We start from the raw sequence: 26,214 nt of genomic DNA on the forward strand, positions 1-26,214 counted from the left end.
GCGACCACCTGGCGACTGGTCCCCTTGAGTGTGCGGGTGAACACGCCCCGCTACGTACACCGGGTGGTCCCGACGCTCTACGCGCGTCACCGATTCGTAGGGCGACCACTCACCAACCGCACGAATGGAGATGAACTTCAGTGAGCAAGGTGCTGTTAGTGCACGCCAAGGGTGGTCCGCCGCTCGGTCACGTCCTGTCCCGGGCGGCCGCGAGGGCAGAAGTGCACCTGCTGGCGCTCAGCGCTCTTCCTCCCACCGTGGCAAGCTCCGCCCGCGAACTGTGTGCCGCGGTGGTGACGCCCACCGACGCGCACCGCTCCGACCTGGTGTCCCTGATCGTCTCGCAGGCCAAGGCCGTGGGCGCGGACGCGGTGCTCACCTTCTCCGAGTACGCGGTCGTCGCCGTCGCCGAGGCGTGCGAGGAGCTCGGCCTGGCCGGCGCGGGCGCCGCCGCCGCGCTCTCCCGTGACAAGCGTCTGATGCGGCGCACCTGGCAGCAACACGGCCTGCCGCAGCCCGAGTTCCGCCCTGTCGCCTCGGAGGCCGACCTGCACTCGGCAGCCGATCACCTGCCCTTCCCGCTGCTCCTCAAGGCGGCCTGGAGCGCCGGATCCACCGCGCACCAGATCATCCGCTCCCCGCACGAGGTGTCCGCCGCCTGGCGGCGATCGGGTGAAGTGATGGCCGAATCGGCCCAGTTGGGGTACGCGGAGCTTCATGTCGCCGAGGCCGACGCGGACTTCGTGGTCGAGCAGATCGTGACCGGCGCCGCTTCGGACTGGTTCGACGAGCCCGGCTGGGGCGACTACGTCAGCGTCGAGGGCGTAGTGGCGGACGGCGCGTTCCGCCCGGTCTGCCTCAGCGGCCGGATGCCCACCGTCGAGCCGTTCACCGAGCGTGCGTGCATCACCCCCGCCCTGCTGTCCCAGGACGCCCAGGACCGGATCGTGGCCCTCGCCCGGCAGTCCGTCGATGCCCTGGGCCTGCGCGACTGCGGAACCCACACCGAGATCAAGCTCGGTGCGGACGGCGGCATGTGGCTGATCGAGACGGCCGCCCGGTTCGGCGGCGCGATGACGGTGCCGCAGGTCGAGGAGGTCTTCGGGCTCGACCTCATCGGCATGCTCGTCGATCACCTCCTGGACCGCCCGGTCGAGTGGCCCGAGCAGGCTCTCACGCCGGCGCAGGCGCGCGGCGCGGCAGGCTCCCTGGTCGTCCTCGCGGTCGACGGCAAGGGCGAGGCCTGGCAGGACCGCAAGGTCTGGGACTTCTCGGCGGTCGCGGCGGACGTGCCGCTGAGCCCGGGCAGCGAGCTCTCGGTGGTCGCGGAGAGTTCGCTCGCCGACGGCAGCATCGTGCCGGTCTACGACCCGGCCGCAGGCGCCAACACCATGGCGGCCCTGTGCCTGCTCTCCGCCACCGACCCGCGAACGGTGCTCCGCGACTTCGAGACCCTGGTGGACGCCCTGCCCCGGGTCCTGCCCGCCGCGCGGCCCGAGGAGGTTTCCCGATGACCGCCCAGCTGTTCACCGGCGCAGCCGAACCGGTCACGGACCGCACGGTCGTCGGCGAGAACCTCTCCCTGCCGCTCTTCCGTACCCTCTCGGGTGTCCTGGCCGGTCACCCGTACCTCAAGGTCGTCGTCGACCGCGCCGAGAACACCTGGCACGTGCTCGACACGGCCGCGCACCCCTTCCACGTCAACTACGTCGCCACCCGCGTCCTGGGCATGGAACTCGCCGCGCTCGACGCGGATCTGGACGCGTTCAACGCCTCCGTCTACATGGACCCCGGGCGCCGCTTCCTCCTCGGTGTGCTGTCCCTGCACACCGAACAGAACACAGAGGGCCGCGAACGCACCTTCCTCGTCCTGGAGACGACCGAGGCCGACACCATGCACGGCGAACTGCTCTCGTTCTTCTACGCGTTCGTACGAGAGAGGGTCGACGGCAGGCTGCCGGTACTCCTCAAGCCCGCCAACCACGGACAGGAGGAGGAGCTGGCGGCGATCAGCGAACTGCGCGTGCCGCGCATCCTGAGCCACGAGCTCTTCGGCGCCAGGACGCGGACGCCGCTGAACCCCGGCGAGGCCACCGGGCGACTGCGGTTCTTCCGTACGCACGAGCAGTACGCGGCGGCGGAGGCCGGGCTCGGCTGGGCGGACATCGTGGCCATGCCGTGCCTGCCGGACGACGTACCCCGGGTGGCCGGATTCCTCAACACCGCGCCGATCACGCCGCTTTCGCACACCAACGTCCTCGCCTCCGGCTGGGGCATACCCAACGCGATCGTGCGCGACCTGGAACAACTCGTCGAGAAGGACGCGCTGGACGGCGCGTGGGTCCGCTACCAGGTGCGCGAGGACGGGATCTCCCTGGAACGGCTCGACCACGAGCCGCCCCTGCGGGCTCCGGCCTGGCACCAGCAGCGCATACGCCTGCAGCCGCCCCTGCTCGAGGACACCCCCGTACTGGCCCTGCACCGGCTGCGCAGCACCGACCGGGACCGCTACGGCACCAAGGCGGCCAACCTCGGCGAGCTGCACCACGTACTCGACAGCCGCAGCGCCGACCTGACCGCCTTCTACGCCAGGCCACGCCCGCCGCGCGACGACCTCTACGGGCACCTCGCGGCGCGGCTCGGCCTCAGCACGCCATCCCTGGCCGAACTACGCGCCCGCGCGGCCGACTTCGCGGCCTCGACGGTCGGCGCCCCGGACGGAGTCGCGCTCCCCTTCGCACTCCAGCAGCACTTCCTCGCCTCCTCCCCCGCACTCCAACAGGGCATCGGCAAGCTCAAGATGGCGCTCGAACTCGACGCCATCGATGCCCTGGACGCACTCTGTCTGCAACTCCAGCACCTGATCCGGCACACGCACCTGCCCGAGTCCGTCACCCGGCAGATCAACCAGGCCTTCCCCACCACCGCAGCCTCACGCCGACGCCTGGTGGTGCGCTCCTCGTCCAACGCCGAGGACCTTCCGGGCTTCTCCGCGGCGGGCGTCTACGACTCCGTCACCACCGTCCACTCCACCGGCGAACTCCTGGACGCCGTACGCCAGGTGTGGGCCTCCATGCTGTCGCCCCGCAGCGTCCGGCTGCGCCACCAGGTCGGCATCTCCCTGGACGACACCTACATGGGCGTGATCATCCAGGAGTACGTGCCCGCCTCCCTCGGAGGCGTCCTGGTGACCTGCGACCCGACCCGCCGCGAGGACTTCCGCAACGTCTACCTCAACTGCTCTCCCGGCTCCCCGGAACAAGTGGTCGACGGTTCGGTCCTGCCCCAGCAATACCTGTACAACACGGTGGAGGGCGGCGGCCGCACCGTCGCCCTTGGCTCCTGGGGCGAGGCTCTGTCCGTCGCCACCCGGGCCCGGCTCGCCGACCTGTCCCTGACCGGGCGGCTCCTGCAGTCCCACTTCAGCGGGTCGGAATCCGATGGCCATGAGGTGGACAAGCCGCTGGACATCGAGTGGCTGATGACCGAGCAGGGCGACTTCCGGCTGGTCCAGATCCGCCCGTACGCGCTGTGAGCCCGCGACCTCGGTGGCCACGTCCCGGAATAGAGGCGCGCCCCGGCCTGACGGACACCGCCCGCCGGATCATCCGGCTGAACTACGGCTTCCAGCTACTGTTCAACCTGCTGTGGTGGATGCCGGTGTTCTACGCCTACCAGAAGGCGGCCGGGCTCAGCGACGCCCAGATCTTCGGCATCCAGAGCATCTACTACGTGGCCTTCTGCCTGCTCGAGATCCCGACCGGGCTGATCGCCGACCGGATCGGCACCCGCAACTGCCTGCGGGCCGGCGCCGTGGTCATGACGGCGGCGAACCTGGCTCCGGTGTTCAGCGCCTCGTACACCGGCTTCCTCGTCCACTTCCTCGCCATCGCCGTCGGTCGTTCGCTCACTTCGGGTGCGGCGAGCGCCTATCTGTACGACGGGCTGCGTGCCGAGAAGTGCGACGAGCACTACCTGAAGGCGGAGGGCACCGCACGGGCCCTGGGTCTGGCGGCGAAGGTCGTGTGCTGGCCGCTCGTCGGGCCCCTGATGTCCGTCGCCCACGCGGCTCCCTATGTGCTCAGTGCCGCCAGCGCGGCGGGCTCCCTCGTCTGTGCCGTCGCGCTGCCCCGGCTCGCCACGGCGGACGGCGGTACGGCGAAGACCGCCGAGCGGACTGAAGGCGGGCGCAGGGGCGGCGCGTTCCTGCGGGACGCGGGTTCCGCGCTGCGCTGTGTCGCCTCCTCCCGGTGGCTGGCCCTGGTGATGGTGCAGGGCGTGGCGGTCTTTACGCTGTCTCGGATCTGCCAGGTGAATCTGTTCCAGCCGATCCTGCTCGACCACGGCATCGCGGAGGCTTCACACGGCGGGGTGCTCGCCGCGATGACGGTGGCGGAGGCGGTGGCCTCGGCCCGCCCGCAGTGGCTGAGCCGTCGCCTCACACCGGTCGCCTGGGTATCGATCCTCAGTCTCGCGCTCGCGGGCACCCTTGCGGCCATGACGCTCGGCGGCCCGTGGACGGTGGTCGCGCTGCTGTGCCTCTTCGCCGCCGCGACCGGCTTCGCGTACCCGGTGCAGCGCAAGCTGGTGAACGACGCGGTACCCGCGCACGCCCCGCGCGCCACGCTGCTGTCGGTCGAGAGCATCGTGGACCGCGCGGTGTGCGCCCTGGTCGCGGTCGCCGCGGGCGCCTATCTCTCCGCCGGGCACCTGGACGCCCTGCTGTGGCATAGCGCGCTCGCGACGGCGGTGCTGCTCGGAGCCTTCCAACTGCTCGTGCGCAGCGGGGTGGTGCGGCGGGATCAGGGGGCTGCGGCTTCGGGGGCGCTCCCGGACGGGGCCGGGGTTCCGCATACCACTGCTGATGTGGCCGATACGGACAACGGCCGCGCTCGGCCCGACAGCCCGCGCTCCCGTGGCGCAACCGGACGGGGATGACACACCCGCCGACGTACGCACCCACAGCAGGGGGCGTACGTCAGCGGGTGCGGTGCTCGCGGTCCTCGCTCAGCGGGAGGACCGGCCGAGGTGCTCGATCAGCCGGACCGGCAGGAACGCGGGCCGGTGGGGCCGGGCGACCTGGTACGGCACATAGCCGAGCGAGGCCGCGACCTCGACCTCCTCGGCCGTCTCCGCCTGGTAGACGAGCCGGCAGCGGCCCGAGTCGGCCTTCGCACGCTCCCAGAGGGCGGGAGCCGGTTTGCGTTCCGCCTCCGTGCGGGGAGTGAGGATCCGGTCGCCGAAGTCCTTCCAGGCGAAGGGCGCGGAGCCCCGCCACGTGGCGTCGACCTCCTTCTTCAGCCTGGCGGCGCGCTCGGCGTCGGTCGTACCCCAGGAGGGCGGAACGTTGGTGATCAGGCCGATCCTGATGTGGCGTTCGCGTAGGTCGCGCAGATAGGAGGCCGCGCCGGGCTGATAGCCGGTGCTTCCGTCGTCGGCGGTGTGCACCAGGGTCTCGCCCAGGTCGAAGTACACGATGGGGCAGCCGCGTTCGCTGCTCACGGGGCTGGCCAGGGCCGCTGCCGTGCCGTGGCTCGTGTCCCAGGGCACGGCCGCACTCGCCGTGGCGCAGAGCACGGTCGACGCCAGAGCCGCGGCGAGCGTGAGGCTCGCCCGGACCGAGCTCCTGGTGGCGGATCTATTCATGGCGTCGTGGCCCTTCTCCTGGCGCACCGTGAAGATGCGCGGAAGTCCAGTTCATGACAACTATGATGCGGCTGAGCCCAGTTCCGTCCGCAACACCGCCCGCGCCGATCCCGACCAATCCGGTCGACCGAGTTCGGCCGAAGCGCCGGCTGTGCTCACGAACTGGACCTCGGCGGCAGCCGGTGCGACGTCACGTCGTGCAGAGCGCCGTCCGAGACGGTCAAGGTGAGGAACGTGCGGAACGGCTGGCGCCTGCGGTCGGTCGGGGAGCCGGGATTGAGAAGCCTGAGCCCGCCGGGGGCGGTCGTGTCCCAGGGGATGTGGCTGTGTCCGAAGACGAGGACGTCCAGGTCCGGGAAGCGTTCGGCGCACCGGCGCTCGCGTCCGGTAGCCGCTCCGGTCTCGTGTACGACACCGAAGCGCAGTCCGGCCAGCTCTGTACGGGCGACTTCGGGGAGCCGTCGGCGCAGCGGCGGGCCGTCGTTGTTGCCGAACACGCCGATCAGCCGACGCGACCTGGCCTCGAACAGATCGAGTGTGGCTTCATCGATCCAGTCCCCGGCGTGGATCACCACATCGGCCTCCTCCATGGCTGCCAAGAGGGCATCCGGCAGTACCTTCGCCCGGGCCGGAACATGCGTGTCAGAGGTCAGAAGCAGCCGCATGGGGCGAGCGTAGGCCAGAGCGCAGGCCTGGCCTGTCCTGACCGCTCCCGTGGTCGCGCTGGGCGCCACGACGGGAGCGGCGTTTCCCGCCGGGGTCCGTAAGCAGTACGGCACTCCCCCAACGAGGTCGCGGGGCCTCCTGTGGTCCGCGCCCTACTCCGCGTCGATCTGGGCGATCAGGGTCTCGATACGGGACTTGATCTCGTCGCGGATGGGGCGGACCGCCTCGACACCCTGACCGGCCGGGTCCTCAAGCGCCCAGTCGAGGTACTTCTTGCCGGGGAAGATCGGGCAGGCGTCGCCGCAGCCCATGGTGATGACGTAGTCGGACGCCTGGACGGCCTCGGTGGTCAGGACCTTCGGCCGCTGGTCGGCGATGTCGACGCCGACCTCCTTCATCGCCTCGACGGCGGCCGGGTTGACCTGGTCGCCGGGCAGGGAGCCGGCCGAGCGGACCTCGACGCGGTCGCCCGCGAGGTGGTTCAGGAATCCGGCGGCCATCTGGGAGCGGCCGGCGTTGTGGACGCAGACGAACAGCACGGAGGCGAGCGTGGTGGTGGACATCGGTTCTTCCTTCAGTTGGTCGACAGAGGCCACGAGAACCCCTTCGGCGGGCCCCACGAATCACCCCGGACTGTTATCAGCACCGAGTGATGTGAAAGTATCAGCCCATGATGACGTCAGTCGACACTGATCTGATCCGGGTTCTCGCCGACCCGCTCAGGCTCCAGATCGTGACCCTGCTCGCCCGCGAGACGCTGTGCACCACCCACCTCGTGGAGGAGACCGGCGCCAAGCAGACCAACCTCTCCAACCACCTGAGAGTGCTGCGGGAGGCCGGGGTCGTGGAGACCGAGCCGTGCGGGCGCTGGACCTACTACAAGCTCAAGCCGGACGTCATCGCCTCACTCGCCGGTCACTTCGCCGACCTGGCCGAGTCCGCCCGTACCGCCGCCGAGAACAAGAGGGCCTGTCCGTGACCCGCACCGAAGCACCCGCGATCGCCGAGGACTCCTCGGTCGTCGCGAAGCTCTCCACGCTCGACCGATTCCTCGCCGTATGGATCCTGCTCGCGATGGCACTCGGCCTCGGCCTGGGCCGGGCCATCCCCGGCCTGGACGACGCGCTCGCCAAGGTGGAGATGGGCGGCATCTCGCTGCCGATCGCGGCCGGACTGCTGATCATGATGTACCCGGTCCTGGCGAAGGTCCGCTACGACAAGCTCGACGCGGTCACCGGCGACCGCAAGCTCATGGTGTCGTCGCTGGTCATCAACTGGGTTCTGGGCCCGGCCGTGATGTTCGCCCTCGCCTGGATCTTCCTGGCGGATCTGCCCGAGTACCGCACCGGGCTCATCATCGTCGGACTCGCACGCTGCATCGCGATGGTCATCATCTGGAACGACCTGGCCTGCGGCGACCGCGAGGCCGCCGCCGTGCTCGTGGCGCTGAACTCCGTCTTCCAGGTCATCGCGTTCGGCCTGCTCGGATGGTTCTACCTGGACCTGCTGCCCAGTTGGCTCGGCCTCGGCGACGGCCAGCACCTCGACATCTCCATGTGGAAGATCGCGCTGAACGTCGTCATCTTCCTCGGCATCCCGCTGCTGGCCGGCTTCCTGACCCGCCGCATCGGCGAGAAGCAGCTGGGCCGCGAGAAGTACGAGTCCAAGTTCCTTCCCAGGATCGGGCCCTGGGCGCTGTACGGACTGCTGTTCACGATCGTCATCCTCTTCGCCCTGCAGGGCGACACCATCACCTCCCAGCCGCTGGACGTCGTACGGATCGCGCTGCCCCTGCTGGTCTACTTCGCCCTCATGTGGTTCGGCACCTTCTTCCTCGGCAAGGCCATCGGCCTGAACTACGACCGCACCGCGACCCTGGCCTTCACCGCGGCGGGCAACAACTTCGAGCTGGCCATCGCGGTCGCCATCGCCACCTTCGGCGTCACCTCCGGCCAGGCCCTGTCCGGCGTCGTCGGCCCGCTCATCGAGGTACCGGTGCTGGTCGGGCTCGTGTACGTATCGCTGGCCTGGCGCAAGAAGTTCACGGCAGCGGCGTGATCTCTCCGCCCCGGTATCCGGTCAGCACAGTTCAAGGTTTCCTCTCAGTTCAAGGTTTCCTGAATTCAGGATTGCGTGTACTTTCGACTGGTGCTGACCGTCGCCCCCGACATCGAGGTGCTGGCCCGTTTCGGCCGCGCGCTCGCCGACCCGATCCGCTGCCGCCTCCTGCTCTCGCTGCGGGAAGCCCCGGCCTACCCCTCCGACCTCGCCGACGCGCTCGGGATCTCCCGCACCCGGCTGTCGAACCATCTGGCGTGCCTGCGGGACTGCGGCCTGGTGGTCACAGTGCCCGATGGACGCCGCACCCGCTACGAGTTGGCGGACGAGCGCCTGGGCCACGCACTGGATGACCTGCGCGCCGCGGTGGTGGCGGTCGAGACCGACCGCACCTGCCCGGACGCCGAGGCGAAGGGCTGCTGCTGATGACCGTGACATCCCCCGGAACGTCCCCGGCGCGCCGCGACGCGCTCGCCCGCCGCATACGTCTCCTGGTCGCGGCGACCATCACCTACAACGCCATCGAGGCGATCATCGCGCTCACCGCGGGGACGCTCGCCTCCTCCACCGCCCTGGTCGGCTTCGGCCTGGACTCGGTCATCGAGGTCTCCTCCGCCACGGCGGTCGCCTGGCAGTTCTCCGCCCGTGAGCACGCCGTGCGCGAGGCACGGGAGAAGACCACGTTGCGCATCATCGCCGTCTCCTTCTTCGCGCTCGCCGCGTACGTCGGCGTCGACGCCGCACGGGCCCTGACCGGAACCGGCGAGGCCGAACGGTCCATCCCCGGCATCGTCATCGCCGCCCTGTCGCTGGCGGTGATGCCGTTCCTGTCCGCGGCCCAGCGCCGCGCGGGCCGCGAACTCGGCTCCGCCTCCGCGGTCGCCGACTCCAAACAGACCCTGCTGTGCACCTACTTGTCCGCCGTCCTGCTGGTCGGCCTGGCCCTCAACGCGACACTCGGCTGGTCCTGGGCCGACCCGATCGCGGCCCTGGTCATCGCCGCCATCGCCATCAAGGAGGGCCGCGACGCCTGGCGCGGCAAGGGCTGTTGCGCACCGTCCGCCGGCACTGGCGCTCCCACGGCCGCGGCCCCCGTCACCGGGGCGGGCGCGTGTGCCTGCCAGGCGGGGTGCGACTGCTGCTGAGCCGGTACGCACCGCCGGCGCGGGCTCTGGAGGCCGCCCCCTGGCCGGGTTTCGCCTCGGTCAGGCCGCAGCGGGCGCGGGAGCCAGCAGCCGGCCCATCGCGGCGAGCACGGACGGCTCGACGCGGTAGTAGACCCAGGTGCCGCGCCGCTCAGAGGTGAGCAGCCCCGCCTCCTTCAGCTTCTTCAAGTGGTGGGAAACGGTCGGCTGGGAGACGCCGACGTCGGAGATGTCGCACACGCAGGCCTCGCCGCCCTCGTGCGAGGCGACGGCGGAGAACAGCCGCAGGCGCACCGGATCGCCGAGCGCCTTGAACATCGGCGCGGCCGTTTCAGCCTCCGCGGCGTTCATCGGCCGCTCGGCCAGAGGCGGGCAGCACGGAGTCACGCTCTCCGACTCCAGCAGCGGCAGTACTTTCGTATTCGACATACGTCTATGTTGACACATGTCGAAGCAATGACTCCAGGGACCGGCCACTCCGTCCGCCACCCCGGGCGACACCTCCCCGGCCTCCTTCCTTCCTGACACTTCGATGAATGTCTATGTTGACGCCTGTCGAATCAAGTGCGACGCTGGCGACACAAGCCATCGACAAACGTCGAAACAGGAACAACGGGGAGTCACCATGAGCGAGCCGACCGCCGCGGCATCCACCACCGCCCTGCCCGCCGTGGTGATCGGAGCCGGTCCCATCGGCCTGGCCGCCGCCGCACACCTCGTCGGGCGCGGACTTGAGCCCCTGGTCCTGGAAGCCGGGGCGTCCGCCGGCAGCGCCGTACGCGAGTGGAGCCACGTACGCCTCTTCTCCACCTGGGCCGAGGTCGTCGACCCAGCGGCCGAGAAGCTCCTGGCCCCCACCGGCTGGACCGCGCCCGACGGCGCGACGTACCCGACGGGCGGCGACTGGGCATCGCGCTACCTCCAGCCGCTGGCCGACGTCCTGGGCGACAGGGTCCGCTTCGGCGCGACGGTCACCGGCGTCTCCCGGCTCGGCCGCGACCGGGTCGTCGACGCCGACCGCGACCAGCAGCCCTTCACCGTCCACATCGCGTACGCCGACGGGCGCGAGGAGCGGATCACCGCCCGCGCCGTCATCGACGCCTCCGGCACCTGGTCCACGCCGAGCCCGATCGGCGGCGACGGACTGCCCGCACTCGGCGAGAAGGCCGCCGCCGAGCACATCTCCTACCGCGTGCCCGATCTCAAGGACCCATCCCTACGCGCCCGTTACGCCGGGAAGCGCACCGCCGTCATCGGCTCCGGAGCCTCCGCCTTTACCGCGCTCGCCTACCTGGCCGAACTCGCCAAGGACACCCCCGGCACCCACTCCGCGTGGGTCCTGCGACGCGGCATCGGCGGCGCCACCTTCGGCGGCGGCGAAGCCGACCAGCTTCCGGCCCGCGGCGCGCTGGGCCTTGCCGCGAAGGCAGCCGTCGACGACGGTTATGCCGACGCCGTCACCGGCTTTCGCACCACCACGGTCGAGAAGTCGGGTGAGCAGCTGGTCCTGGCCTCCGAGGACGGCCGCCGCCTGGATCCGGTCGACGAGGTCATCGTCCTGACCGGCTTCCGCCCCGACCTCTCCTTCCTCGCCGAGCTGCGCCTGGGCCTGGACGAGCGCCTCCAGGCCCCCGTCGAACTGGCCCCACTGATCGACCCCAACCAGCACTCCTGCGGCACCGTCTACCCACACGGCGTGGGCGAGCTCTCCCACCCGGAGAAGGACGTCTACCTCGTCGGCATGAAGTCCTACGGCCGCGCCCCGACCTTCCTCGCCATGACCGGCTACGAGCAGGTCCGCTCCATCGCCGCCGCCCTCGCCGGAGACCAAGAGGCCGCGGAGCGCGTGGAGTTGACCCTGCCGGAGACCGGAGTCTGCGGCGGCGCGGGCCTGTTCGACGAGCCCGAGGCCAAGGCCAAGGCCGCGCAGGGGCAGGCCTGCGGCGGCTGCTGATCTGACACTCCACCCGTCCACCCCATCAGGAGGTTCGCCATGTCCCGCGTACAGCTAGCCCTCCGCGTCCCCGACCTCGCCGCGTCCATCGCGTTCTACACCAAACTCTTCGGCACCGAACCGGCCAAACTCCGCGACGGCTACGCCAACTTCGCCATCACCGAGCCGCCTCTCAAGCTCGTCCTCATCGAGGGCGACAGCGGCGAAGAGACCCGCATGGACCACCTCGGCGTCGAGGTCGCCACCACCGAGGACGTGAACGCCGCCACCACGCGCCTGCGCGAGGCCGGACTTGCCGCGTCCGAGGAGAACGACACCACCTGTTGTTACGCCCTCCAGGACAAGGTCTGGGTCCACGGCCCCGGTCAAGAGCCGTGGGAGGTGTACGTCGTCAAGGCCGATGCCGCCGGCAGTTGCTGCTGACTGCCGATGACCGACGTTCACCCCAGCGGGGCCGCGACCGGAGCAGGGGACCGGTCGCGGCCTTCTTGCGCTCACGGCGTCCGGACGACACGGTCATGCGCTGGCACTATCAAATACAAAGATGTAACCGTTTTTAAACACTAACGGTTAGTGTTATGTTCGTCCGCATGAAGAAAGTGAGCTTCGCCGAGTTCGGCGGTCCAGACGTCCTGCACCTCATAGACGCCGAGGAGCCCCACGCGGGCCCCGGCCAGATACGCATCGCCGTACGGGCGGCGGGCGTGAACCCCGTCGACTGGAGGGTTCGCGAAGGCCAGGTCCTGGGGGCCCATCCGACCGAGTTGCCCGCCGGAGTCGGCATTGACGCCTCCGGCCTTGTGGACGAGGTCGGTGAGGGCGTCGAAGGGGTCGAGCTCGGCGACCGCGTGTTCGGCGAAGGGGCAAGCACCTACGCCGAGTTCGCCGTGCTGTCGGCCTGGGCCCCTATGCCCGAGGGCCTGACGTTCGAAGAGGCGGCCGGATACCCCTCCGTGGTCGAGACCGCGCTGCGCATCATCCGCGAGGTCGGTGTGCGGCCCGGGCAGACACTGCTGGTCAGCGGCGCGTCCGGTGGAGTCGGATCGGCGGTGTTGCAGATCGCCCGCGACCGCGGCATCACGGTGATCGGCACGGCAGGAGCCGCGAACCAGGACTATCTGCGCGGCCTGGGGGCCATCGCCACGACGTACGGCGAGGGCTGGGTCGAGCGAGTCCGGCAGCTCGGCCATGTCGACGCGGCGCTCGATCTGGCCGGCTCGGGCGTGATCCGCGAGCTCGTCGAGCTGACCGGGGATCCGCAGAAGGTGATCACCATCGCCGATCTCGGTGCGCCGAAGCTCGGCGTCCGGTTCTCCGGCGTGGCCGGGAGCGTGCCGGCGGCGCTCGTCGAGGCCGCCGGCCTCATCTCGCGGGGAAAACTCCACATCCCGGTCGAGAAGTCGTACACGCTCGCCGAAGCCGCGGCGGCGCACATCGACAGCCAAGCCGGTCACACACGCGGGCGCCGAGTCATGATCATCTGAGCCGTTCCCTGGGCGGCCGGTGCTCACCGAGTCGGGTCAGGCGCTGATCGAGCCTGCGCGTGAGGCGGTACGGAGTCTGGAGACGGCGCGGTCCGGTGTCGCCGCCGTACACGAGTCGTGTGCGGGCCGGCTCGACGCGGCGGCGATGCCGTCACAGGGGGAACGAGACGGACTCAGACATGCAGGGTGGGCCGGTAGATGAGCTCCTGGATGTTGCCGTCGAGCGTCCGGTTCTCGATCAGCTCCAGGTCGAAGTCGGCAGCATCCTGGAAGATCGGCTCCAGACCGGTCCGACCCGTGATCACAGGGAAGAGCGTCACCTGTACGCGGTCGACCAGACCGGCAGCCATCAGCGCCCGGTTCATCGACAGGCTGCCGTGCGAGCGCAACGGCACCTCGGACTCCTTCTTGAGCCGAGCGACGACGTCGACGGCATCACCACTCACGACGGTCGCGTCCGGCCAGTCAAGTGGCCCCTCCAGGGTCGTCGACACCACCGTTGCCGGCAGGCTCCTCATCCGCGTGACCCATGCGTCACGCACGTCGGACTCCTCGGTGCTCTCGGCCAGCATCCGCGCGAACGCCCGATACGTGTGGGCGCCGAAGACCATCCGCTGCTCCTCGCCGTACAGGGCGAGGCGGTGATCGAGCAGCTCGGGGCCTTGCTTGCCCCAGTAGCCGGTCCAGTTGCCGCTGGCGGCGCCGAAGCCGTCGAGGCTGGAGAAGACGTCGAAGGTGTAGGTGACGGTCATGATGCTCTCCTGCTGTCGTCGATGGCGGTCGATCGGGTGTGAAAGTACAGACCGGACACCACGGCGAAACTCATCGCGGCCGGACTTCAGGGGTCCGGGACTCCGCCGCCGGATTCGGCCCGCCGGGCGCGAAGCACGCCACGCCCTCGATCAACAGGCACACGGTTCCCATCCTGCCACCGGAGCCTGAAGACGGCTTCAGGTGGCTTCAGGTTGCCTTAAGGATCTTGCCGCCAGTGTGAACCCCGGCGAGCCCACCGCCGCACACACACCGACGCGCCGTCAACTGGCGTGCCAGGAGGAACTTTCCGATATGCAACCCCTGATCACCGGAGCCCGTCCCGGTGAGCTCTTCGAGCTGCGGACCGCGGGCAACATCGTCCCCCCGTACACCGCCGAGCAGCCCACGGGCGAGGCGGCCACCATCGAGTACGCGGTGGAGGTGCTCGGGGTCCGGGACATCGTCGTATGCCGCCACTCGCACTGCGGCGCGGTCGGCGCGCCGGTACGCGGTGACAACCTGACTTCCGTCCCCGCGGTGCGCGACTGGCTCGCGCACGCGACGCCCCGTCCCGACGGTGCGGCAAAGGACCGGTCCGTACTGGCCCATGACAAGCACTCCGACACCTTCCAGGCACTGTGAGGGCCGCCGTGGACCACCGGAAGAAGTTTCCTCATCTGCGGCAGGACTTCGCCGCCTCGCTCGTCGTGTTCCTGGTCGCCCTGCCGCTGTGCGTGGGCGTCGCCGTGGCCTCCGGCGTGCCGGCCGAACTGGGCCTGATCACCGGCATCGTGGGCGGTCTTGTCACCGGCATGATGCGCGGCAGCAGTCTCCAGGTGTCGGGCCCCGCCGCCGGACTGACCGTCCTGGTCTTCGAGGCCGTACAGGAATTCGGACTGCCCGCACTCGGGGTCATCGTGCTCGCCTCCGGCCTTCTCCAGCTGGCCATGGGTTTCTTGAAACTGGGGCGCTGGTTCCGGGCCATCTCGGTCTCGGTCGTCGAGGGCATGCTCGCCGGCATCGGGCTCGTGATCATCGCCGGCCAGCTGTACGCCGCGGCAGGCATGAAGGCCCCAACCTCCGGCCTTGGCAAGGTCGTTGGACTCCCCCAGGCGCTGGTCGATGCCGCCGGGAGCGGCACGGCCCTCGCCTCGCTCGCTCTCGGCGCGGGCACCATCGCCGTCATGGTGGTGTGGAAGCGGCTGCCCAAGGCCGTACGGACCGTCCCGGGGGCGCTCGCCGCGGTCGTGCTGGCCACGCTGGCCTCTTTGGCGTTCGCCATGCCGGTCGACACGGTCGAGGTGCAAGGGCTTGCCGGCTCCATCCACCTGCCCGGGCTCGACGCCTTCGGTGAGCTCGCCGACGTGAGCGTACTCGGGACAGTTCTGGCCTTCACGCTGATCGCGTCGGCCGAGAGCCTGTTCAGCGCGGCGGCCGTGGACCGGCTGCACAACGGACCGCGTACCGAGTACGACAAGGAGCTCATCGCCCAGGGCACGGGTAACGCCGTGAGCGGGTTGCTCGGCGCGCTGCCGATGACGGCGGTCATCGTACGCAGCTCCGCCAATGTCCAGGCAGGCGCGCAGAGCAAGGCTTCGCGTGTCCTGCACGGCGTATGGCTGCTCCTGTTCGCTGCGCTGCTGCCCTTCGCACTGGCGCTCATCCCGATCCCGGCCCTCGCCGGCATCCTTGTCCATGCGGGGTGGAAGCTCATACCGCTGCGTGCGACGGCGACGCTGTGGCGCGAGCACTGGGGCGAGGCACTGATCCTGATGGTCACCGCGGTGGCGATCGTCGCGGTGAACATGTTCGAGGGCGTGCTGATCGGTCTGGCGCTGTCCGTGGCGAAGACTGCCTGGGAGGCGTCGCACATCAGGCTTGAGGTCATCGACAAGGGCGCCGGTCCCATCGAGGTGTTCCTGACGGGTAATGCCACCTTCCTGCGGCTGCCGAAGATCCTCGACAGCCTGGAGGCGCTGCCCCAGGACCGTCCTATCCGGCTGAACCTCACCGGCCTGCACCACCTGGACCACGCGTGCCGGACGGCACTGGAAAACTGGTCGGTGCGGCACAGCGCCGCCGGGATCGAGCCGGTGAAGGTCACTGAGCCCCCGTCACCGTGACCGCCCAGCCGATGTACTCGCAGCCATCGCTGGCCTATCCGATGAGACGGACTCGCGGCTGTGCGCCCAGCCTCAGTGCTGTTCCTCGTCGAGCAGACCGCGCTTCCGCGCTTCGGGGACGCACTCGGGCGGGATCGTGTCCGCCGCCAGGTGGTCGGCGTACTCGCGTTCGCCGTGCTCGATCCGGTCCAGGATCCGGGTGCATTCCCGTTCCTGGCGGGAGGGCTTGCTGTCGGCTTCCGTGGACTGAGTGGTCCAGATGCCGCCGGTGACGGCCGCCGCGACAGCCGCCGCCGCGACGACGCAGGCCGCTGCCTGTCTGGCGTTCATGCGCCGACCATACCGGTGACGACGCCTGTGGGTGGCGGTGCTGACGAAGCGGAACCGGACACAGCGCCGACAGGAAAGCCGCGCCCTGTCCGCAGTCGGGCGCGGCTTCCATGCCGACCTGCCATGCTGTCCGCAGGTACCACCCTGGAGTGTGCTCGCCGGGAGCCGTGAGGCTCTCGGCGCCTGTCACTCCCCGAGGCGGCGGCCGACGGCGTGCCCTGCCGTCTCTCTGCCCGACCACGCAAGGCGGATCATGCGGAAAGGTTCACCCCTCGCCCGGCCCGAGGCTGACCCGCCACGGCTGAGCGTGCGCGCCCTGGAGGCCACGGACAGCGGAGACGTGCTCACCTTTGCGCTGGCCGGTGAACTCGACGTACTCAGCGTCAACTTGCTGTGCGACCTGGCCATCACCCATATGGAGGACGGTCACCGTCATCTGCACCTGGATCTCGGCGAAGTGGTCTGGTGCGACAACGGAAGCCTCTACATGATCCTCGGCCTGCGGCACGCCCTGCAAGCCGCCAGTGGCCGCCTCGGTCTGGTCGCGGTCAGTGCCCCCGTCGAGGAAGCAATCATTCGCAACCAGCACAGCCTGCATCTGCACCTCCACCCGCAGCACGCTTCGCCCTGCTGCCCTGCCGCCGCCCGGTAAGGCCTGCCCTGGCCGCCAGGACGCTTCCCGCGAGGGCGATCACGGTGCAGGCGCAGTCTCAGCGGCGGCGTCCCGACGTCGAGGCCAGTGCGACCATCGCGCCCACGCACGCCAGCGCAGCCGCCGGGGCGAGCACCGACCACGGGGCGCGTTCGGCGTACGGGAGGTTCTCCATCAAGAGGCGGCCCCACTCCGGGGTGGGGGGCTGGGTGCCGAGGCCGAGGAAGCTCAGGGAGGCCAGCGCCAGTGTCGTGGGGGCCAGGCGCAGCACCGCGTGCCGGACCACCGGCGGCAGGACCCCGCTCAGGACGTGGCGGCGAAGGATGTGCCGGTGCCCGGCGCCGGTGACGACCGCCGCCGCCACGTGTCCCGAGGCCCGTTCCGTCTCGGCCAGCGCTGCCGTGTGAGCGGCCAGCGGCGCCCAGCCGACCGCGGCGACCGCCAACGCCGCGCCCGTCATGCCCGCCCCGAACAGGCCGGTGACAAGGAGCCCGGCGAGGATCGCGGGCATGGCGTTGGCGACCTCGGTCACGCCCCTCGTCCAACGGACCAGGCCCAGCGCCACCCCGACGACGCAGCAGACGGCGCACACCACCGCCGCCGTCACCAGTGTCCGCAGCGCCCCGTGCCCGAGCCTGGCCAGTACATCCCGGCCCAGCGCGTCCGTACCGAACGGATGCGCTGCGGAGGGCGCGGCGAGGCGGGCCGTGAGGTGGACTTGGAGGGGGTCCCGGGTCAGACCCCAGACGATCACGGTGAGCAGTACGGCGATCAGGGCCCCGGCGGCGTACAGCCGCGCCGGTCCACCCACGCGTGTCCGCGCGAGCGACGGCAGCGCGCCCGCCTTCAGGGCCGGGCCCAGCAGCCATCGCCGTAGGAGATTGACGGCCACGGCCGCGCTCGCGCCCAGTGCCAGCAGCACCAACAGGCAGCCCTGGAGCAGCGGCAGGTCCAGGTCGAGCGCGGACGCGACGGCGGTGCCGCCGAGGCCGGGGATCGCGAAGACCGCCTCGACGGCGGCCGCGGCCCCGGTCAGGCCGACCACCGTCAGTCCGGCCTGCGGCAGCACGGCTGGCAGCGCGCGCCGCGCCGCGTGCCGGGCGATCCGGGAGCGCGGCATGCCATTGGCCCGCGCGGTGCGCACCCAGGGCTCGGCGAAGGCGGCGGGCAGCGCGTCCTGGCCGAGCCGCCCGAGCACGGCGCCCGCCGGGATGCCCAGGGCGAGCGCGGGCAGCACGGCGGAGGCGGGTGACTGCCAGCCCTGTGCGGGGAACCAGCCGAGGCGTACGGCGAAGAGCGTCGCGAGGACGGAGGCGAGGAGGAACTCGGGGAGCGCGGCGAGGAGCCCGGCGCCCGCGCCGTGCGCGGGCTCGGGGCGGGTGCGCCACAGCGAGGGCGCGCACAGCACGAGGGCCACGACGACGGCGACCACCATCGCGTACGCCATCAGCGAGAGGGACACGCCGAAGGCGGCGCTCACATCCGCCCCGACATCGGCGCCGGTGACCCACGACGTGCCGAGGTCACCGTGCACGACCCCGCGCAGCCACTGCCCGAGGAACGTGAACACCCCTTCCCCCAGGCCGAGTTGGTCCCGCACCTCGGCGAGCTGTCCGGGGCTCGCGGGGGCGTCCCCGTAGCGGGCGTGCAGCACGGTCAGGGCGGGGTCGGTACGGGTCAGCCACGGCAGCAGCGCGGTCATCACGAGCAGTGCGCCGGCGGCGAGGATCCGGCCTGCGGCAGTCTTCATCAGCCGCGCGTCTCCAAGCCGACGAACTGTCGCTCATAGGGGTCGAGGACGATGCCGCGCACACCGGCGCCGACGCCCTGCAGATGTTCCTCGTGGACGATCGGCACGGCCGCGTCGGTGCGCAGGATCGCCGCCTCGGCGGAAAGCACGGCCCGCTGCCGCTCGGCGCCTTCCAGAGCCGCGGCCTCGCGCACCGCGGCGTCCACCGCCGCGTCGCGCAACTGCGCGATGTTGAAGCTGCCGTCACCGGTGAAGTCGGAGGCGAGGTAGGAGACCGGGTCGCCGGTATCCAGCGCGGTCGAGCGGGACATGAGGAACGCGTCGTAGTCCCCGTCGAGCGCCCCGGCTTCGAGCCGCGCGTAGTCCTTGACAACGAGCCGCACCCTGAACCCGGCCTGCTCCAGCTGCTGTTGGAGGGCCGCTGCCACTTCGGGCAGCTCGGCGCGGTTGGTGTACGTGGCGAGGGTGAGCCGCTGCCCGCGCGCTCTGGCGGCCTTCGCCCGGCCGGTGACCGGGAGCTGCTTGCCGTCGGCCCAGGCGAATCCGGGGCCGAGCAGCCCGGTGGCACGCTTGGCGTATCCCTCGTAGACGCTCCGCGCGAGCGCACTGGTGTCGACGGCCTCTCGCACGGCGGCCCGCAGCCCGGCGTCGGCGAGCGCCCCGGCCCGCGTGTTCAGGTAGAGGGTCGTGGTGCGGACGGTGGGGACTTCGCGGGCCCGCTCCCCCAGGATCAGGGCCTGCGCGGCGGGCACGAACTCGGCGAGCTCGATCTGCCCCGACCGCAGAGCGTTCGCCCGGGCGCTGTTGTCGGCGACGAACGTCACGTCGACGCCGCGCGCCGCCGCCTTACCTCGCCAGTACCCGTCGAACCGGTCGAGGGTCGCGGACACGGCACCGTTGACCTTGGTCAGGGCGAAGGGTCCGGCGGCGTGCCCGATCGGATCGACAGCGCCGTCTTTCCCGTACGCCTGTGGGGAGAAGATGGCGAGCGAGGGATTGGCGAGCCGTGCGGGCAGCAGCGGATCTGCGGTCTTGGTCGTGATCCGTACGCTCCGGTCCCCCGCCACGGATGCGGTCAGTTCGGCGTCGCTGAGTACGCGCGGCTGCACCTTCGCCTGCCCGGCCCACCACAGCGCGCCCACGACGGCCTGTGGGGTGACGCGTGCGCCGTCCTGGAAGCGCGCGTCCCGAAGCGTGAACTCCCAGGTGGTGGCGTCGGTCCGGGTCCACTTCTCGGCGAGCGCCGGATGAATGGCCCCGTCGGTGTCCATGCGGGTGAGCCCGTCCACGACGGCGAGCCGGCTGAGCAGCAGGCCGTCGTCGCCGTACGGAGAAAGACTCTGCGTCGGCGCGAACGCGAGGTCGACGGCGATCCGCCCGCCGCGCGCGGTACCGGTGAACGAGCCGCAGGCGCCGGTAAGCCCGGCCATTCCCGCCCCGGCCGCCGCGAGCAGGAAGCCGCGGCGCCGCATCACAGGGCGGGGGCTGGTGCGAAACGCGGGGCGGACTGCGGTAGCGGCAGTGCGAAGTGCACGATGCGCTGTCCGCCGCCCGGCAGTCGGCGCTCGTCGCACACTTCGTGGGCGAGCGACCGCCAGAAGGGTTCAGCGCCGTCGACGGCAGGGTCGGTGTGCAGGTAGAGCGCCTCGTAACCGCCGGCGCGCACCACGAAGTCGGTGAGTTCGCGCACCAGGTCCCGGGCCAGGCCACGCCTGCGGTGCTCGGGCCGTACGTAGATCCGGCACAGCTGTGCGGTGGTACCGGACGGGAAACGGTCGGCGACCCACTGCGGGTTGGGCGGAGAGGCGGGTCCGCGATCCCGTACGCCCCCGGTCGCGACGATCTCGCCGCTGGGCACGTGCTCGGCGACGAGCAGTGTGCACCGCTCGGGGCGCAGGTAGGCGGTGGCCGGATCGATGATGTCGGCGTGCCAGCGCGGCACGTAACCGGACTTCAGATCGCGGTACACGGTGTCCAGCATGACGGCACGGGCCCCGTCCACATCGCCGTCACCGGCCACGCGGACCACGTACTCACCCATTGACTGCCACTGCCTTCACCACGACTGGAACCTAGGCCTTCACTTGCCCCACCATGCTAACTGCAAGCGATTCGCATTAAGAACGGGGCGTCTCGTTGTCCAGCGGCCTTCCTGGCGCAAGTGCTCGCGCACGCCGGACGGGCTGAGCGTCATGAGCAGTCGGCCGGCAGCACATCGGGGCGTACGTCGTGTACTCGATGATCTCGACGCAGCCCTCGACCGCTGCGTACCGGCGGGCGCGGCCCTGCTCGCGGAGCCACAACCGCTGCCGGGGCCGGAGGAGGGCGAACGCACCGGTTCGTCCACCCCCGCACACCCTGGGGCAGCGCACCGGAACTCCTGACCTGGCCCCGTCACACGGGCAGCAGTTCCAGTGGTCGCCCGAGTCAGGTACCGGCGTGGTGGCGGCCGTCCGCGTCCGAGGGCACCGCGCGGTCGGCTTCGTCCCGGACGAGCAGGGAGAGAAGCGAGGCCACAGCCAGCCCGGACTCCGCCGGGTGGCGCAAAACCTTGCTGGGGTCGATCCGGTACGTGTTACTGCGTCCCTCCCGCGTGTGGGAGAGGTAACCATCCTGCTCAAGGTCGGCGATGATCTTCTGAACGGCGCGTTCGGTCAGCCGGCAGTGAGCGGCGATGTCGCGGATGCGGGCGTTGTGGTTGCCGTCGATCGCCGCCAACACCCGTGCGTGGTTGGTGAGAAACGTCCATCCGGTGTGGGGCTCGGGTACTTCATCCATCTGCCAACCCTAGCGACCTGACGTACACGATTTCAAAAACACGTACTTTTGTTCAGGTATTAGTTGACGTGCTTGGGTTGCGGAGGGCAGCCTGGGAGCGGCGCTGGGCACGACGAGAGGGAGAGGCCATGCCGGAGCCTGCAAACTCGGAGGAGCCCCTCCCCGGTGAGGACACCGAGCACGCGCGGGGCGTCCCGCCGTCGCTGCCCGGCCTTTCGGCACCGGCCGTGCTCGACACCGTGCCGGATGGTGACCGGGTGAGCGCCATCATGCGCGGAGAACTCGACCTCGAAGCCTGCCAACGACTGCGGCCCGAACTGCTCGACGCCCTGAACTGCTCGGCCGACGGCGTCGACCTGTATCTGAGCGAAGTGACCTTTTGCGACTGCTCCGGGATCGGCCTTCTCCTCAGCCTGCGCCGACTGGCGTCGCGGCACGGCAAGACGGTGACGGTGCTCTCCAGAAGTACCGCGGTCGAGCGGATGTTTGACCTTTCCGCCACCCATGACCTGTTCGAGCCGGATGAGCCTCTGGTCGATCCGTGCGAGCCTCCGCGCCCCGGTCACCCCGGTCACCCCGGTCACCCCGGGGACGAGAACGGGACCCGTCCGGACGGTGGCGACACAGGCGCTGACGCGGAGTCCGACGAGAGTCTGCGGATCGTCGTATCCCAGTTGCGGCGGGCCATGCAGACCCGTCCCACCATCGATCTGGCCCGCGGCATCCTGATGTCCGTCTTCAGCCTGAGCCCCGAGGCGTCCTGGGACGTGCTGGTCATGGCCTCGCAGAACACCAACACCAAACTGCATCACCTGGCTGAGGACTTGGTGGGCACCGTCCATGGGCCCGAGCTGCCCGAGGCCGTGCAAAAGCAGCTCGTGGCCGCGGTGGCCAAGGCGAACAAGGCGCCCGCCGCGCCAAGTTCAGGGGCAGGGGCGGCGACGACAGAGCGACCCGGAGACAGGCCGCGGCCGGACCCGCACCGCGCCCCCGAGTTCACTCCAGAAGAGCCACTTCAGGTGCCGCCACAGGCCACGCCTCACGTACCGGCACAAGCTTCGCCGCAGGTGGAAGGGGGCAAGCGACCGGGCCCCGGGACATGCCCCGCCACAGCGACGCCTCCTCTGCCTCCGCCGGGCGAGCCCTGACCATCCACCAGGTCCATCCACCTGGCCCATCCAGCTTGCCCACCCATACGAGCCGCCTCATGGGCAGCAAAGGGGTGCTCACGGTGGGCCCTGGCGCTCCATCTTCACCGGATGGGCGTCGATCAGATGCGCTCGGCGCCGATGCCGGGATGAATGGACGGCAGGGGGAAGCTGATCCCTTCAAAGGAGCCTTCATGCCCACCCGTACCGCGATCGTCGCAGCGGTGCTCGTCTCCGCGACCGTCCTCGGCAGCGCAGGCACCGCTGCCGCCCAGACCCACACGTACCCCCGCGCCCTGACCAGCGCAGCACAGCCCCAGGACGACAACCCGTACAGCATCATCGACGACGGTGACGGGCTCAAGAAGGACACCGCCGCCCCGACCGGCGGCCTCCTCGACGGTCTTCTGGGCGGTCTGCTCGGCGGCCTCCTCGGTGGCCTGCTCGGCGGCGGGTCACCGGCCAGCAAGGCGGCCGGAGCGTACTGATCTGATCCCGGGCGTCATCAACAGTCGGGGGTCCTGAGCACGGCGAAGACCTCCGTGTGGTGAAGGGTTACGAGCCTTCACCACACGGAGGTCTTACGCGTCCCGTCCGCAAGCGCCAGTGCAAGTGCCAGTGCAAGTGGCCCGGGCCTTGGCCTTGTCTTGTGGAGGGTCAGACCTCGCCTCGCCAGGCGCCGGTCTCCACGCCGCCCCGTTGCTCGATGAACTGCTTGAACCGCCCCAGGTCGCCGGTGACCTGGCGCTTGACGAAGCCGAGCTTGTCGCCGACCGTCTCGGCCAGGCCGTTGGGGTCATAGTCCATTTGCAGCATGACCTTGGTGCGCGAGTCGTTCAGGCGGTGGAACGTCACGACGCCTGCTTGCCTGGCCTGTCCCTCGATCGTGGTCCATGCCACGCGTTCGTCCGGGACCTGCTCGGTGATCGTGGCGTCGAACTCCCGCTCCACACCATCGATCTTCGTCACCCAGTGGGTGAGTGTGTCGGTGCGCTGTTCGATGCGCTGCACGCCTTCCATGAACTCGGGGAACGCCTCGAACTGGGTCCACTGGTTGTACACGGCGCGGACCGGCACGTTGACTTCGATGGACTCTTCGACTTGCGACACGAATGACACCTTTCCTTGTGAACTCGCCCGGTCCCTCCTCTGCCGGGGCCGGGCAGTGCACGACTTGCTTCCCCCGCGAGTGCCCAGGACCTCCGCCTTCACTCCTGCCTCGCCCGATCGGCGTTCCGCCCCTGCCGAAGCCCCACCTCACGCCCGACCGACGTGCGCTTCGCACAGGTACGGTTGAAGGAATATGCAGATCGGTCTACATTCCCTCCATGGGGCTCAAGGGAACCGAGACACGCAACCGACTGCTGGACGCGACACAGGAGTTGGTCGAGACCGAGGGGTACTTCGGTGCCGGCCTCAACCAGGTGATCGCCCGCAGCGGCGCGCCCCGCGGGTCGCTCTACTTCCATTTCCCTGGCGGCAAGGACCAGTTGGTCGGCGAGTCCGTCCGGCGGGCCGGGCAAGGGATCGGCAACGCCCTGCAAGAGCTGGCCGACTCCAGCCCTTCGGCGGCGGCCTTCGTCGATGGAGCGCTGCGGTACCTGGGTGACCGACTGGAAGAGTCGGGGTGGCGCAAGGGGTGCCCGGTGGCCACCGTGGCCCTGGAGATGGGCGCCATCAACGACCCGCTGCAGGAAGCGTGCTCGGAGGTCTACACCTCGTGGCAGGCGATCCTGCGTGCACAGTTGGAAGGCCGTCCGGACACCGACGACCTGGCGGCCACCCTCCTGGCCCTGGCCGAGGGGGCGCTTCTGCTGGCCCAGGCGCACCGCAGCCGGGAGCCCCTGGACCGCGTCGCCCGCCAGGTCCGGACCCTGCTGCGCTGACCCGGCAACGCCGCGACCCTGGCTCGCCGCGACCCTGGCTTGCCGTGGCCTTGGCCCGCCGCATCGGCGGGCCTCTTCTCTCGCCGGAAAATATGTAGACCGATCTAATTAGGAGGCTCTTCATGGATGCCATCGTCTTCGGCGCCACCGGCTTCATCGGCCGCTCCCTCGTCGCCGAACTGCTAGGCCGCGGTCAGCGCGTAGCGGCGGCCGTACGCACCGACACCCTCACCCCCTGGCTGATCTCCCGGAGCGTCGACACCGGCCGACTGGAGATCGTCACCGCCGACATCACGCGCCCCCTCGCGGGCCTGCCCGCGGCGCGCGACGTCTACAACACGGCCGGGCGCTACGCCTTCGGCCTCGGCGTGCGGGAAGCACGGGCAACCAACGTCACCGGGGCCCTCAACGTGCTGGAATGGGCTGCCGCGCTGCCCGGACTGCGACGGCTGGTGCATGTCAGCGGCTACCGGGTGAGCGCCGTGGACAGTCCGCCCGACTACGCCGCGCTGGGGGCGTACGAGGCGTCGAAGGTCGAGGGTGACCTCGCGGTGCGCACCCGTGCCCGGGAGTTGGAAGCGCCGCTGACCATAGTCAATCCCAGCACCGTGATCGGGCCGGGCCAGTACGTCGGCCTGGCCTCCCTCGTCGAGAAGCTGTGGAACGGGAAACTTCCCGCGCTCCCCGGCGGCCCGGATACGTTCGTGCCGATCGTCACGGCCGACTACCTCGCGCGGTTCCTGGCCGAGGTCCCCAAAACGCCTGCGGGTGAGCACCATTGGGTACTGGATGACGCCACGCCTCCGCTGCCCGAACTGATCAGCGCGATCGCCCACCACACCGGCGTACGGGCACCGCGCCTGAACATCCCGGTCGGCCTGCTGCGGCGCCTGCCACGCACATTGACCGGCGCCGATCCCGAGACGCTGTCGTTCCTGTCGTCCGACGGCTACCCCACCGCTTCCGCCCGCGCTGTCGCCGCGACCGCCGGCCTGGAGATGCCCCGGGCCACCGACGCCCTGAACACCTGGGCAGAGGATCTGGTGGCCGCCCGTTTCGGTGCCACGCGGCCCCAGTTGAGCCCCTACGGCTTCCACCCGGTGGCGGGCAGCCGCACCTGGGTGACCGGAGAGCGGCACCGCCCCGTCCATGTCCTGTTGCACGGACTGCCGATGAACGCCGACCTCTGGGCGCCGCTCGCCGCGCACCTCGACGGTCCCGTCCTCGCCCCGGACCTACCTGGCCTGGGGCGTTCGGCCGCCACCGCCCAGCCGGTGGATGCCTGGCTGGCCGATCTGCTGGGCCCGGTGCGGAGCCGCCCTGTGCTGGTCGCACACTCGGCTGCCTGCGGGCCCGCGCTGCGCTTCGCCGTCAGTCATCCGGACCGCATCAGCGGGCTCGTCCTCATCTCTCCGTCATTCCTGCAAGCACCCGGCCCACGGCTCGCCCGCTCGGGCCTGACAGTGCCGATGATCCGCCGCATCTCCGCCGCACGGCTGGCCCGCGAGCTCGGCGTCCCTGAGGGGGCAGAGGTGGAGAGCGCCGCAGCAGACCTGCGGCGGCCCGGCGTTGCGCGCCGGACGGTCACGGCTCTGCGCGCGAACGCCGCCGAGCGCGAGCGGTCCCGAGCGCTGCTGGCCCGGGTGAGTCTCCCCGTCCAGATCGTCGTGGGCTCAGCGGATGCGCCGACCGCGACCGCCGAACACCCAGTGGCCGAGATCCCCGGGGCAGGGCACTACCCCCAGCTCACTCACCCCTCCCACGTTGCCCGCCTGCTCGGCACGGCTTCCGCTCCGATCGGCGGATAACTCTGGTTCAGGGTCGGTCGCCGATGTCCTGGT

Annotated in this window: 27 protein-coding genes and 2 pseudogenes; 18 read left to right on the forward strand and 11 right to left on the reverse strand. The window is 70.4% G+C overall.

From position 1 onward, the window contains the following. Positions 1-140 precede the first annotated feature (140 nt). Genes ACGFX9_RS33225 through ACGFX9_RS33235 form a run of 3 tightly spaced genes read left to right on the forward strand, consistent with a single transcriptional unit; the run spans position 141 to position 4,938 of the window. Positions 141-1,514, forward strand: coding sequence for an acetyl-CoA carboxylase biotin carboxylase subunit family protein (locus tag ACGFX9_RS33225; RefSeq protein ID WP_393481751.1), 1,374 nt, complete (start codon positions 141-143; stop codon positions 1,512-1,514). Continuing rightward, positions 1,511-3,535: a PEP/pyruvate-binding domain-containing protein gene (locus tag ACGFX9_RS33230; protein ID WP_393481754.1), complete on the forward strand. Its 2,025-nt coding sequence runs from the start codon at positions 1,511-1,513 to the stop codon at positions 3,533-3,535. The genes ACGFX9_RS33225 and ACGFX9_RS33230 overlap by 4 nt, the downstream gene beginning before the upstream one ends. Beyond that, a complete protein-coding gene (locus ACGFX9_RS33235; RefSeq protein WP_393481757.1) occupies positions 3,532-4,938 on the forward strand; it encodes an MFS transporter in 1,407 nt (468 codons plus the stop codon). The genes ACGFX9_RS33230 and ACGFX9_RS33235 overlap by 4 nt, the downstream gene beginning before the upstream one ends. Before the next feature lie 69 nt (positions 4,939-5,007). Here the strand turns inward: ACGFX9_RS33235 and ACGFX9_RS33240 are convergent, their stop codons facing one another. The 3 genes from ACGFX9_RS33240 to ACGFX9_RS33250 all read right to left on the reverse strand — a co-directional run bounded on the left by ACGFX9_RS33240 (position 5,008) and on the right by ACGFX9_RS33250 (position 6,875). Beyond that, positions 5,008-5,646 (reverse strand): hypothetical protein, encoded by a 639-nt coding sequence (locus ACGFX9_RS33240; RefSeq protein WP_393481759.1) that lies wholly within the window; start codon positions 5,644-5,646, stop codon positions 5,008-5,010. A 155-nt stretch (positions 5,647-5,801) separates the two neighbouring features. Continuing rightward, complete coding sequence (locus tag ACGFX9_RS33245; RefSeq protein WP_393481762.1) at positions 5,802-6,311, reverse strand: metallophosphoesterase family protein; 510 nt, start codon at positions 6,309-6,311, stop codon at positions 5,802-5,804. 153 nt (positions 6,312-6,464) lie between these two features. Next, positions 6,465-6,875: an arsenate reductase ArsC gene (locus ACGFX9_RS33250; RefSeq protein WP_393481764.1), complete on the reverse strand. Its 411-nt coding sequence runs from the start codon at positions 6,873-6,875 to the stop codon at positions 6,465-6,467. A 107-nt stretch (positions 6,876-6,982) separates the two neighbouring features. On the opposite strand from ACGFX9_RS33250, the gene ACGFX9_RS33255 reads away from it, so the two are divergent. The 4 genes from ACGFX9_RS33255 to ACGFX9_RS33270 all read left to right on the forward strand — a co-directional run bounded on the left by ACGFX9_RS33255 (position 6,983) and on the right by ACGFX9_RS33270 (position 9,515). Next, positions 6,983-7,291 carry an ArsR/SmtB family transcription factor gene (locus ACGFX9_RS33255; protein WP_393481767.1) on the forward strand — a complete coding sequence of 103 codons (309 nt, stop codon included), beginning with the start codon at positions 6,983-6,985 and terminating at the stop codon, positions 7,289-7,291. After that, positions 7,288-8,370: an ACR3 family arsenite efflux transporter gene (gene arsB / locus ACGFX9_RS33260; protein ID WP_393481770.1), complete on the forward strand. Its 1,083-nt coding sequence runs from the start codon at positions 7,288-7,290 to the stop codon at positions 8,368-8,370. Before ACGFX9_RS33255 ends, arsB begins: the two co-directional genes overlap by 4 nt. A gap of 90 nt (positions 8,371-8,460) precedes the next feature. Further along, entirely contained in the window at positions 8,461-8,796 is a 336-nt protein-coding gene (locus tag ACGFX9_RS33265; RefSeq protein WP_393481774.1) for an ArsR/SmtB family transcription factor, read from the forward strand. Beyond that, positions 8,796-9,515, forward strand: coding sequence for a cation transporter (locus tag ACGFX9_RS33270; RefSeq protein ID WP_393481777.1), 720 nt, complete (start codon positions 8,796-8,798; stop codon positions 9,513-9,515). Before ACGFX9_RS33265 ends, ACGFX9_RS33270 begins: the two co-directional genes overlap by 1 nt. A gap of 60 nt (positions 9,516-9,575) precedes the next feature. Here the strand turns inward: ACGFX9_RS33270 and ACGFX9_RS33275 are convergent, their stop codons facing one another. Beyond that, complete coding sequence (locus tag ACGFX9_RS33275; RefSeq protein WP_393481780.1) at positions 9,576-9,944, reverse strand: ArsR/SmtB family transcription factor; 369 nt, start codon at positions 9,942-9,944, stop codon at positions 9,576-9,578. A 196-nt stretch (positions 9,945-10,140) separates the two neighbouring features. Here ACGFX9_RS33275 and ACGFX9_RS33280 point away from each other — a divergent pair, with 196 nt between their 5' ends. The 4 genes and pseudogenes from ACGFX9_RS33280 to ACGFX9_RS33295 all read left to right on the forward strand — a co-directional run. Beyond that, positions 10,141-11,469 (forward strand): NAD(P)-binding domain-containing protein, encoded by a 1,329-nt coding sequence (locus ACGFX9_RS33280; RefSeq protein ID WP_393481782.1) that lies wholly within the window; start codon positions 10,141-10,143, stop codon positions 11,467-11,469. 39 nt (positions 11,470-11,508) lie between these two features. Beyond that, positions 11,509-11,892, forward strand: a complete 384-nt coding sequence (locus tag ACGFX9_RS33285) for an ArsI/CadI family heavy metal resistance metalloenzyme (protein ID WP_393481785.1) — start codon at positions 11,509-11,511, stop codon at positions 11,890-11,892. A 167-nt stretch (positions 11,893-12,059) separates the two neighbouring features. Further along, entirely contained in the window at positions 12,060-12,953 is an 894-nt protein-coding gene (locus ACGFX9_RS33290) for an NADP-dependent oxidoreductase (RefSeq protein ID WP_393481788.1), read from the forward strand. A 13-nt stretch (positions 12,954-12,966) separates the two neighbouring features. Beyond that, positions 12,967-13,110: pseudogene (locus ACGFX9_RS33295) on the forward strand (LysR family transcriptional regulator); the annotation flags it as partial. A gap of 16 nt (positions 13,111-13,126) precedes the next feature. Here the strand turns inward: ACGFX9_RS33295 and ACGFX9_RS33300 are convergent. Next, complete coding sequence (locus ACGFX9_RS33300) at positions 13,127-13,705, reverse strand: dihydrofolate reductase family protein (RefSeq protein ID WP_393481792.1); 579 nt, start codon at positions 13,703-13,705, stop codon at positions 13,127-13,129. A 322-nt stretch (positions 13,706-14,027) separates the two neighbouring features. On the opposite strand from ACGFX9_RS33300, the pseudogene ACGFX9_RS33305 reads away from it, so the two are divergent. Both ACGFX9_RS33305 and ACGFX9_RS33310 read left to right on the forward strand, forming a co-directional pair. Then, positions 14,028-14,306: pseudogene (locus ACGFX9_RS33305) on the forward strand (carbonic anhydrase); the annotation flags it as partial. 50 nt (positions 14,307-14,356) lie between these two features. After that, positions 14,357-15,829, forward strand: coding sequence for a SulP family inorganic anion transporter (locus ACGFX9_RS33310; protein WP_393481795.1), 1,473 nt, complete (start codon positions 14,357-14,359; stop codon positions 15,827-15,829). Between the two features lie 72 nt (positions 15,830-15,901). Here the strand turns inward: ACGFX9_RS33310 and ACGFX9_RS33315 are convergent, their stop codons facing one another. Then, positions 15,902-16,159: a hypothetical protein gene (locus ACGFX9_RS33315; RefSeq protein ID WP_393481798.1), complete on the reverse strand. Its 258-nt coding sequence runs from the start codon at positions 16,157-16,159 to the stop codon at positions 15,902-15,904. 253 nt (positions 16,160-16,412) lie between these two features. On the opposite strand from ACGFX9_RS33315, the gene ACGFX9_RS33320 reads away from it, so the two are divergent. Then, positions 16,413-16,811, forward strand: coding sequence for an STAS domain-containing protein (locus tag ACGFX9_RS33320; protein ID WP_393481801.1), 399 nt, complete (start codon positions 16,413-16,415; stop codon positions 16,809-16,811). Positions 16,812-16,869: 58 nt separating this feature from the next. On the opposite strand, the gene ACGFX9_RS33325 is transcribed toward ACGFX9_RS33320, so the two are convergent. From ACGFX9_RS33325 to ACGFX9_RS33340, 4 genes are all read right to left on the reverse strand, one after another. After that, entirely contained in the window at positions 16,870-18,561 is a 1,692-nt protein-coding gene (locus ACGFX9_RS33325; protein WP_393481804.1) for an ABC transporter permease subunit, read from the reverse strand. Then, positions 18,561-20,033: an ABC transporter substrate-binding protein gene (locus tag ACGFX9_RS33330; protein ID WP_393481943.1), complete on the reverse strand. Its 1,473-nt coding sequence runs from the start codon at positions 20,031-20,033 to the stop codon at positions 18,561-18,563. The genes ACGFX9_RS33325 and ACGFX9_RS33330 overlap by 1 nt, the downstream gene beginning before the upstream one ends. Next, positions 20,033-20,602 (reverse strand): GNAT family N-acetyltransferase, encoded by a 570-nt coding sequence (locus ACGFX9_RS33335; protein ID WP_393481806.1) that lies wholly within the window; start codon positions 20,600-20,602, stop codon positions 20,033-20,035. The genes ACGFX9_RS33330 and ACGFX9_RS33335 overlap by 1 nt, the downstream gene beginning before the upstream one ends. 386 nt (positions 20,603-20,988) lie before the next feature. Then, on the reverse strand, positions 20,989-21,339 hold the full coding sequence (locus tag ACGFX9_RS33340) for a helix-turn-helix transcriptional regulator (RefSeq protein WP_393481809.1): 351 nt from the start codon (positions 21,337-21,339) through the stop codon (positions 20,989-20,991). A 128-nt stretch (positions 21,340-21,467) separates the two neighbouring features. On the opposite strand from ACGFX9_RS33340, the gene ACGFX9_RS33345 reads away from it, so the two are divergent. Both ACGFX9_RS33345 and ACGFX9_RS33350 read left to right on the forward strand, forming a co-directional pair. Beyond that, positions 21,468-22,487: an ANTAR domain-containing protein gene (locus ACGFX9_RS33345; RefSeq protein WP_393481812.1), complete on the forward strand. Its 1,020-nt coding sequence runs from the start codon at positions 21,468-21,470 to the stop codon at positions 22,485-22,487. Between the two features lie 194 nt (positions 22,488-22,681). Then, the gene (locus ACGFX9_RS33350) at positions 22,682-22,975 is read left to right on the forward strand and encodes a hypothetical protein (RefSeq protein ID WP_393481814.1); all 294 of its coding nucleotides are present in this window, start codon (positions 22,682-22,684) and stop codon (positions 22,973-22,975) included. 169 nt (positions 22,976-23,144) lie between these two features. Here the strand turns inward: ACGFX9_RS33350 and ACGFX9_RS33355 are convergent, their stop codons facing one another. After that, the gene (locus tag ACGFX9_RS33355) at positions 23,145-23,597 is read right to left on the reverse strand and encodes an SRPBCC family protein (RefSeq protein WP_393481817.1); all 453 of its coding nucleotides are present in this window, start codon (positions 23,595-23,597) and stop codon (positions 23,145-23,147) included. A 218-nt stretch (positions 23,598-23,815) separates the two neighbouring features. Between ACGFX9_RS33355 and ACGFX9_RS33360 the strand changes: the two genes are divergently transcribed. Together ACGFX9_RS33360 and ACGFX9_RS33365 are read left to right on the forward strand one after the other, a co-directional pair. Then, positions 23,816-24,373 carry a TetR/AcrR family transcriptional regulator gene (locus ACGFX9_RS33360; RefSeq protein ID WP_393481820.1) on the forward strand — a complete coding sequence of 186 codons (558 nt, stop codon included), beginning with the start codon at positions 23,816-23,818 and terminating at the stop codon, positions 24,371-24,373. A 122-nt stretch (positions 24,374-24,495) separates the two neighbouring features. Next, positions 24,496-26,181: an alpha/beta fold hydrolase gene (locus ACGFX9_RS33365; protein WP_393481823.1), complete on the forward strand. Its 1,686-nt coding sequence runs from the start codon at positions 24,496-24,498 to the stop codon at positions 26,179-26,181. Positions 26,182-26,214: the final 33 nt, after the last annotated feature.

The organism is Streptomyces sp. NPDC048436, from assembly GCF_043200355.1.
Classification (GTDB): Bacteria; Actinomycetota; Actinomycetes; order Streptomycetales; family Streptomycetaceae; genus Streptomyces.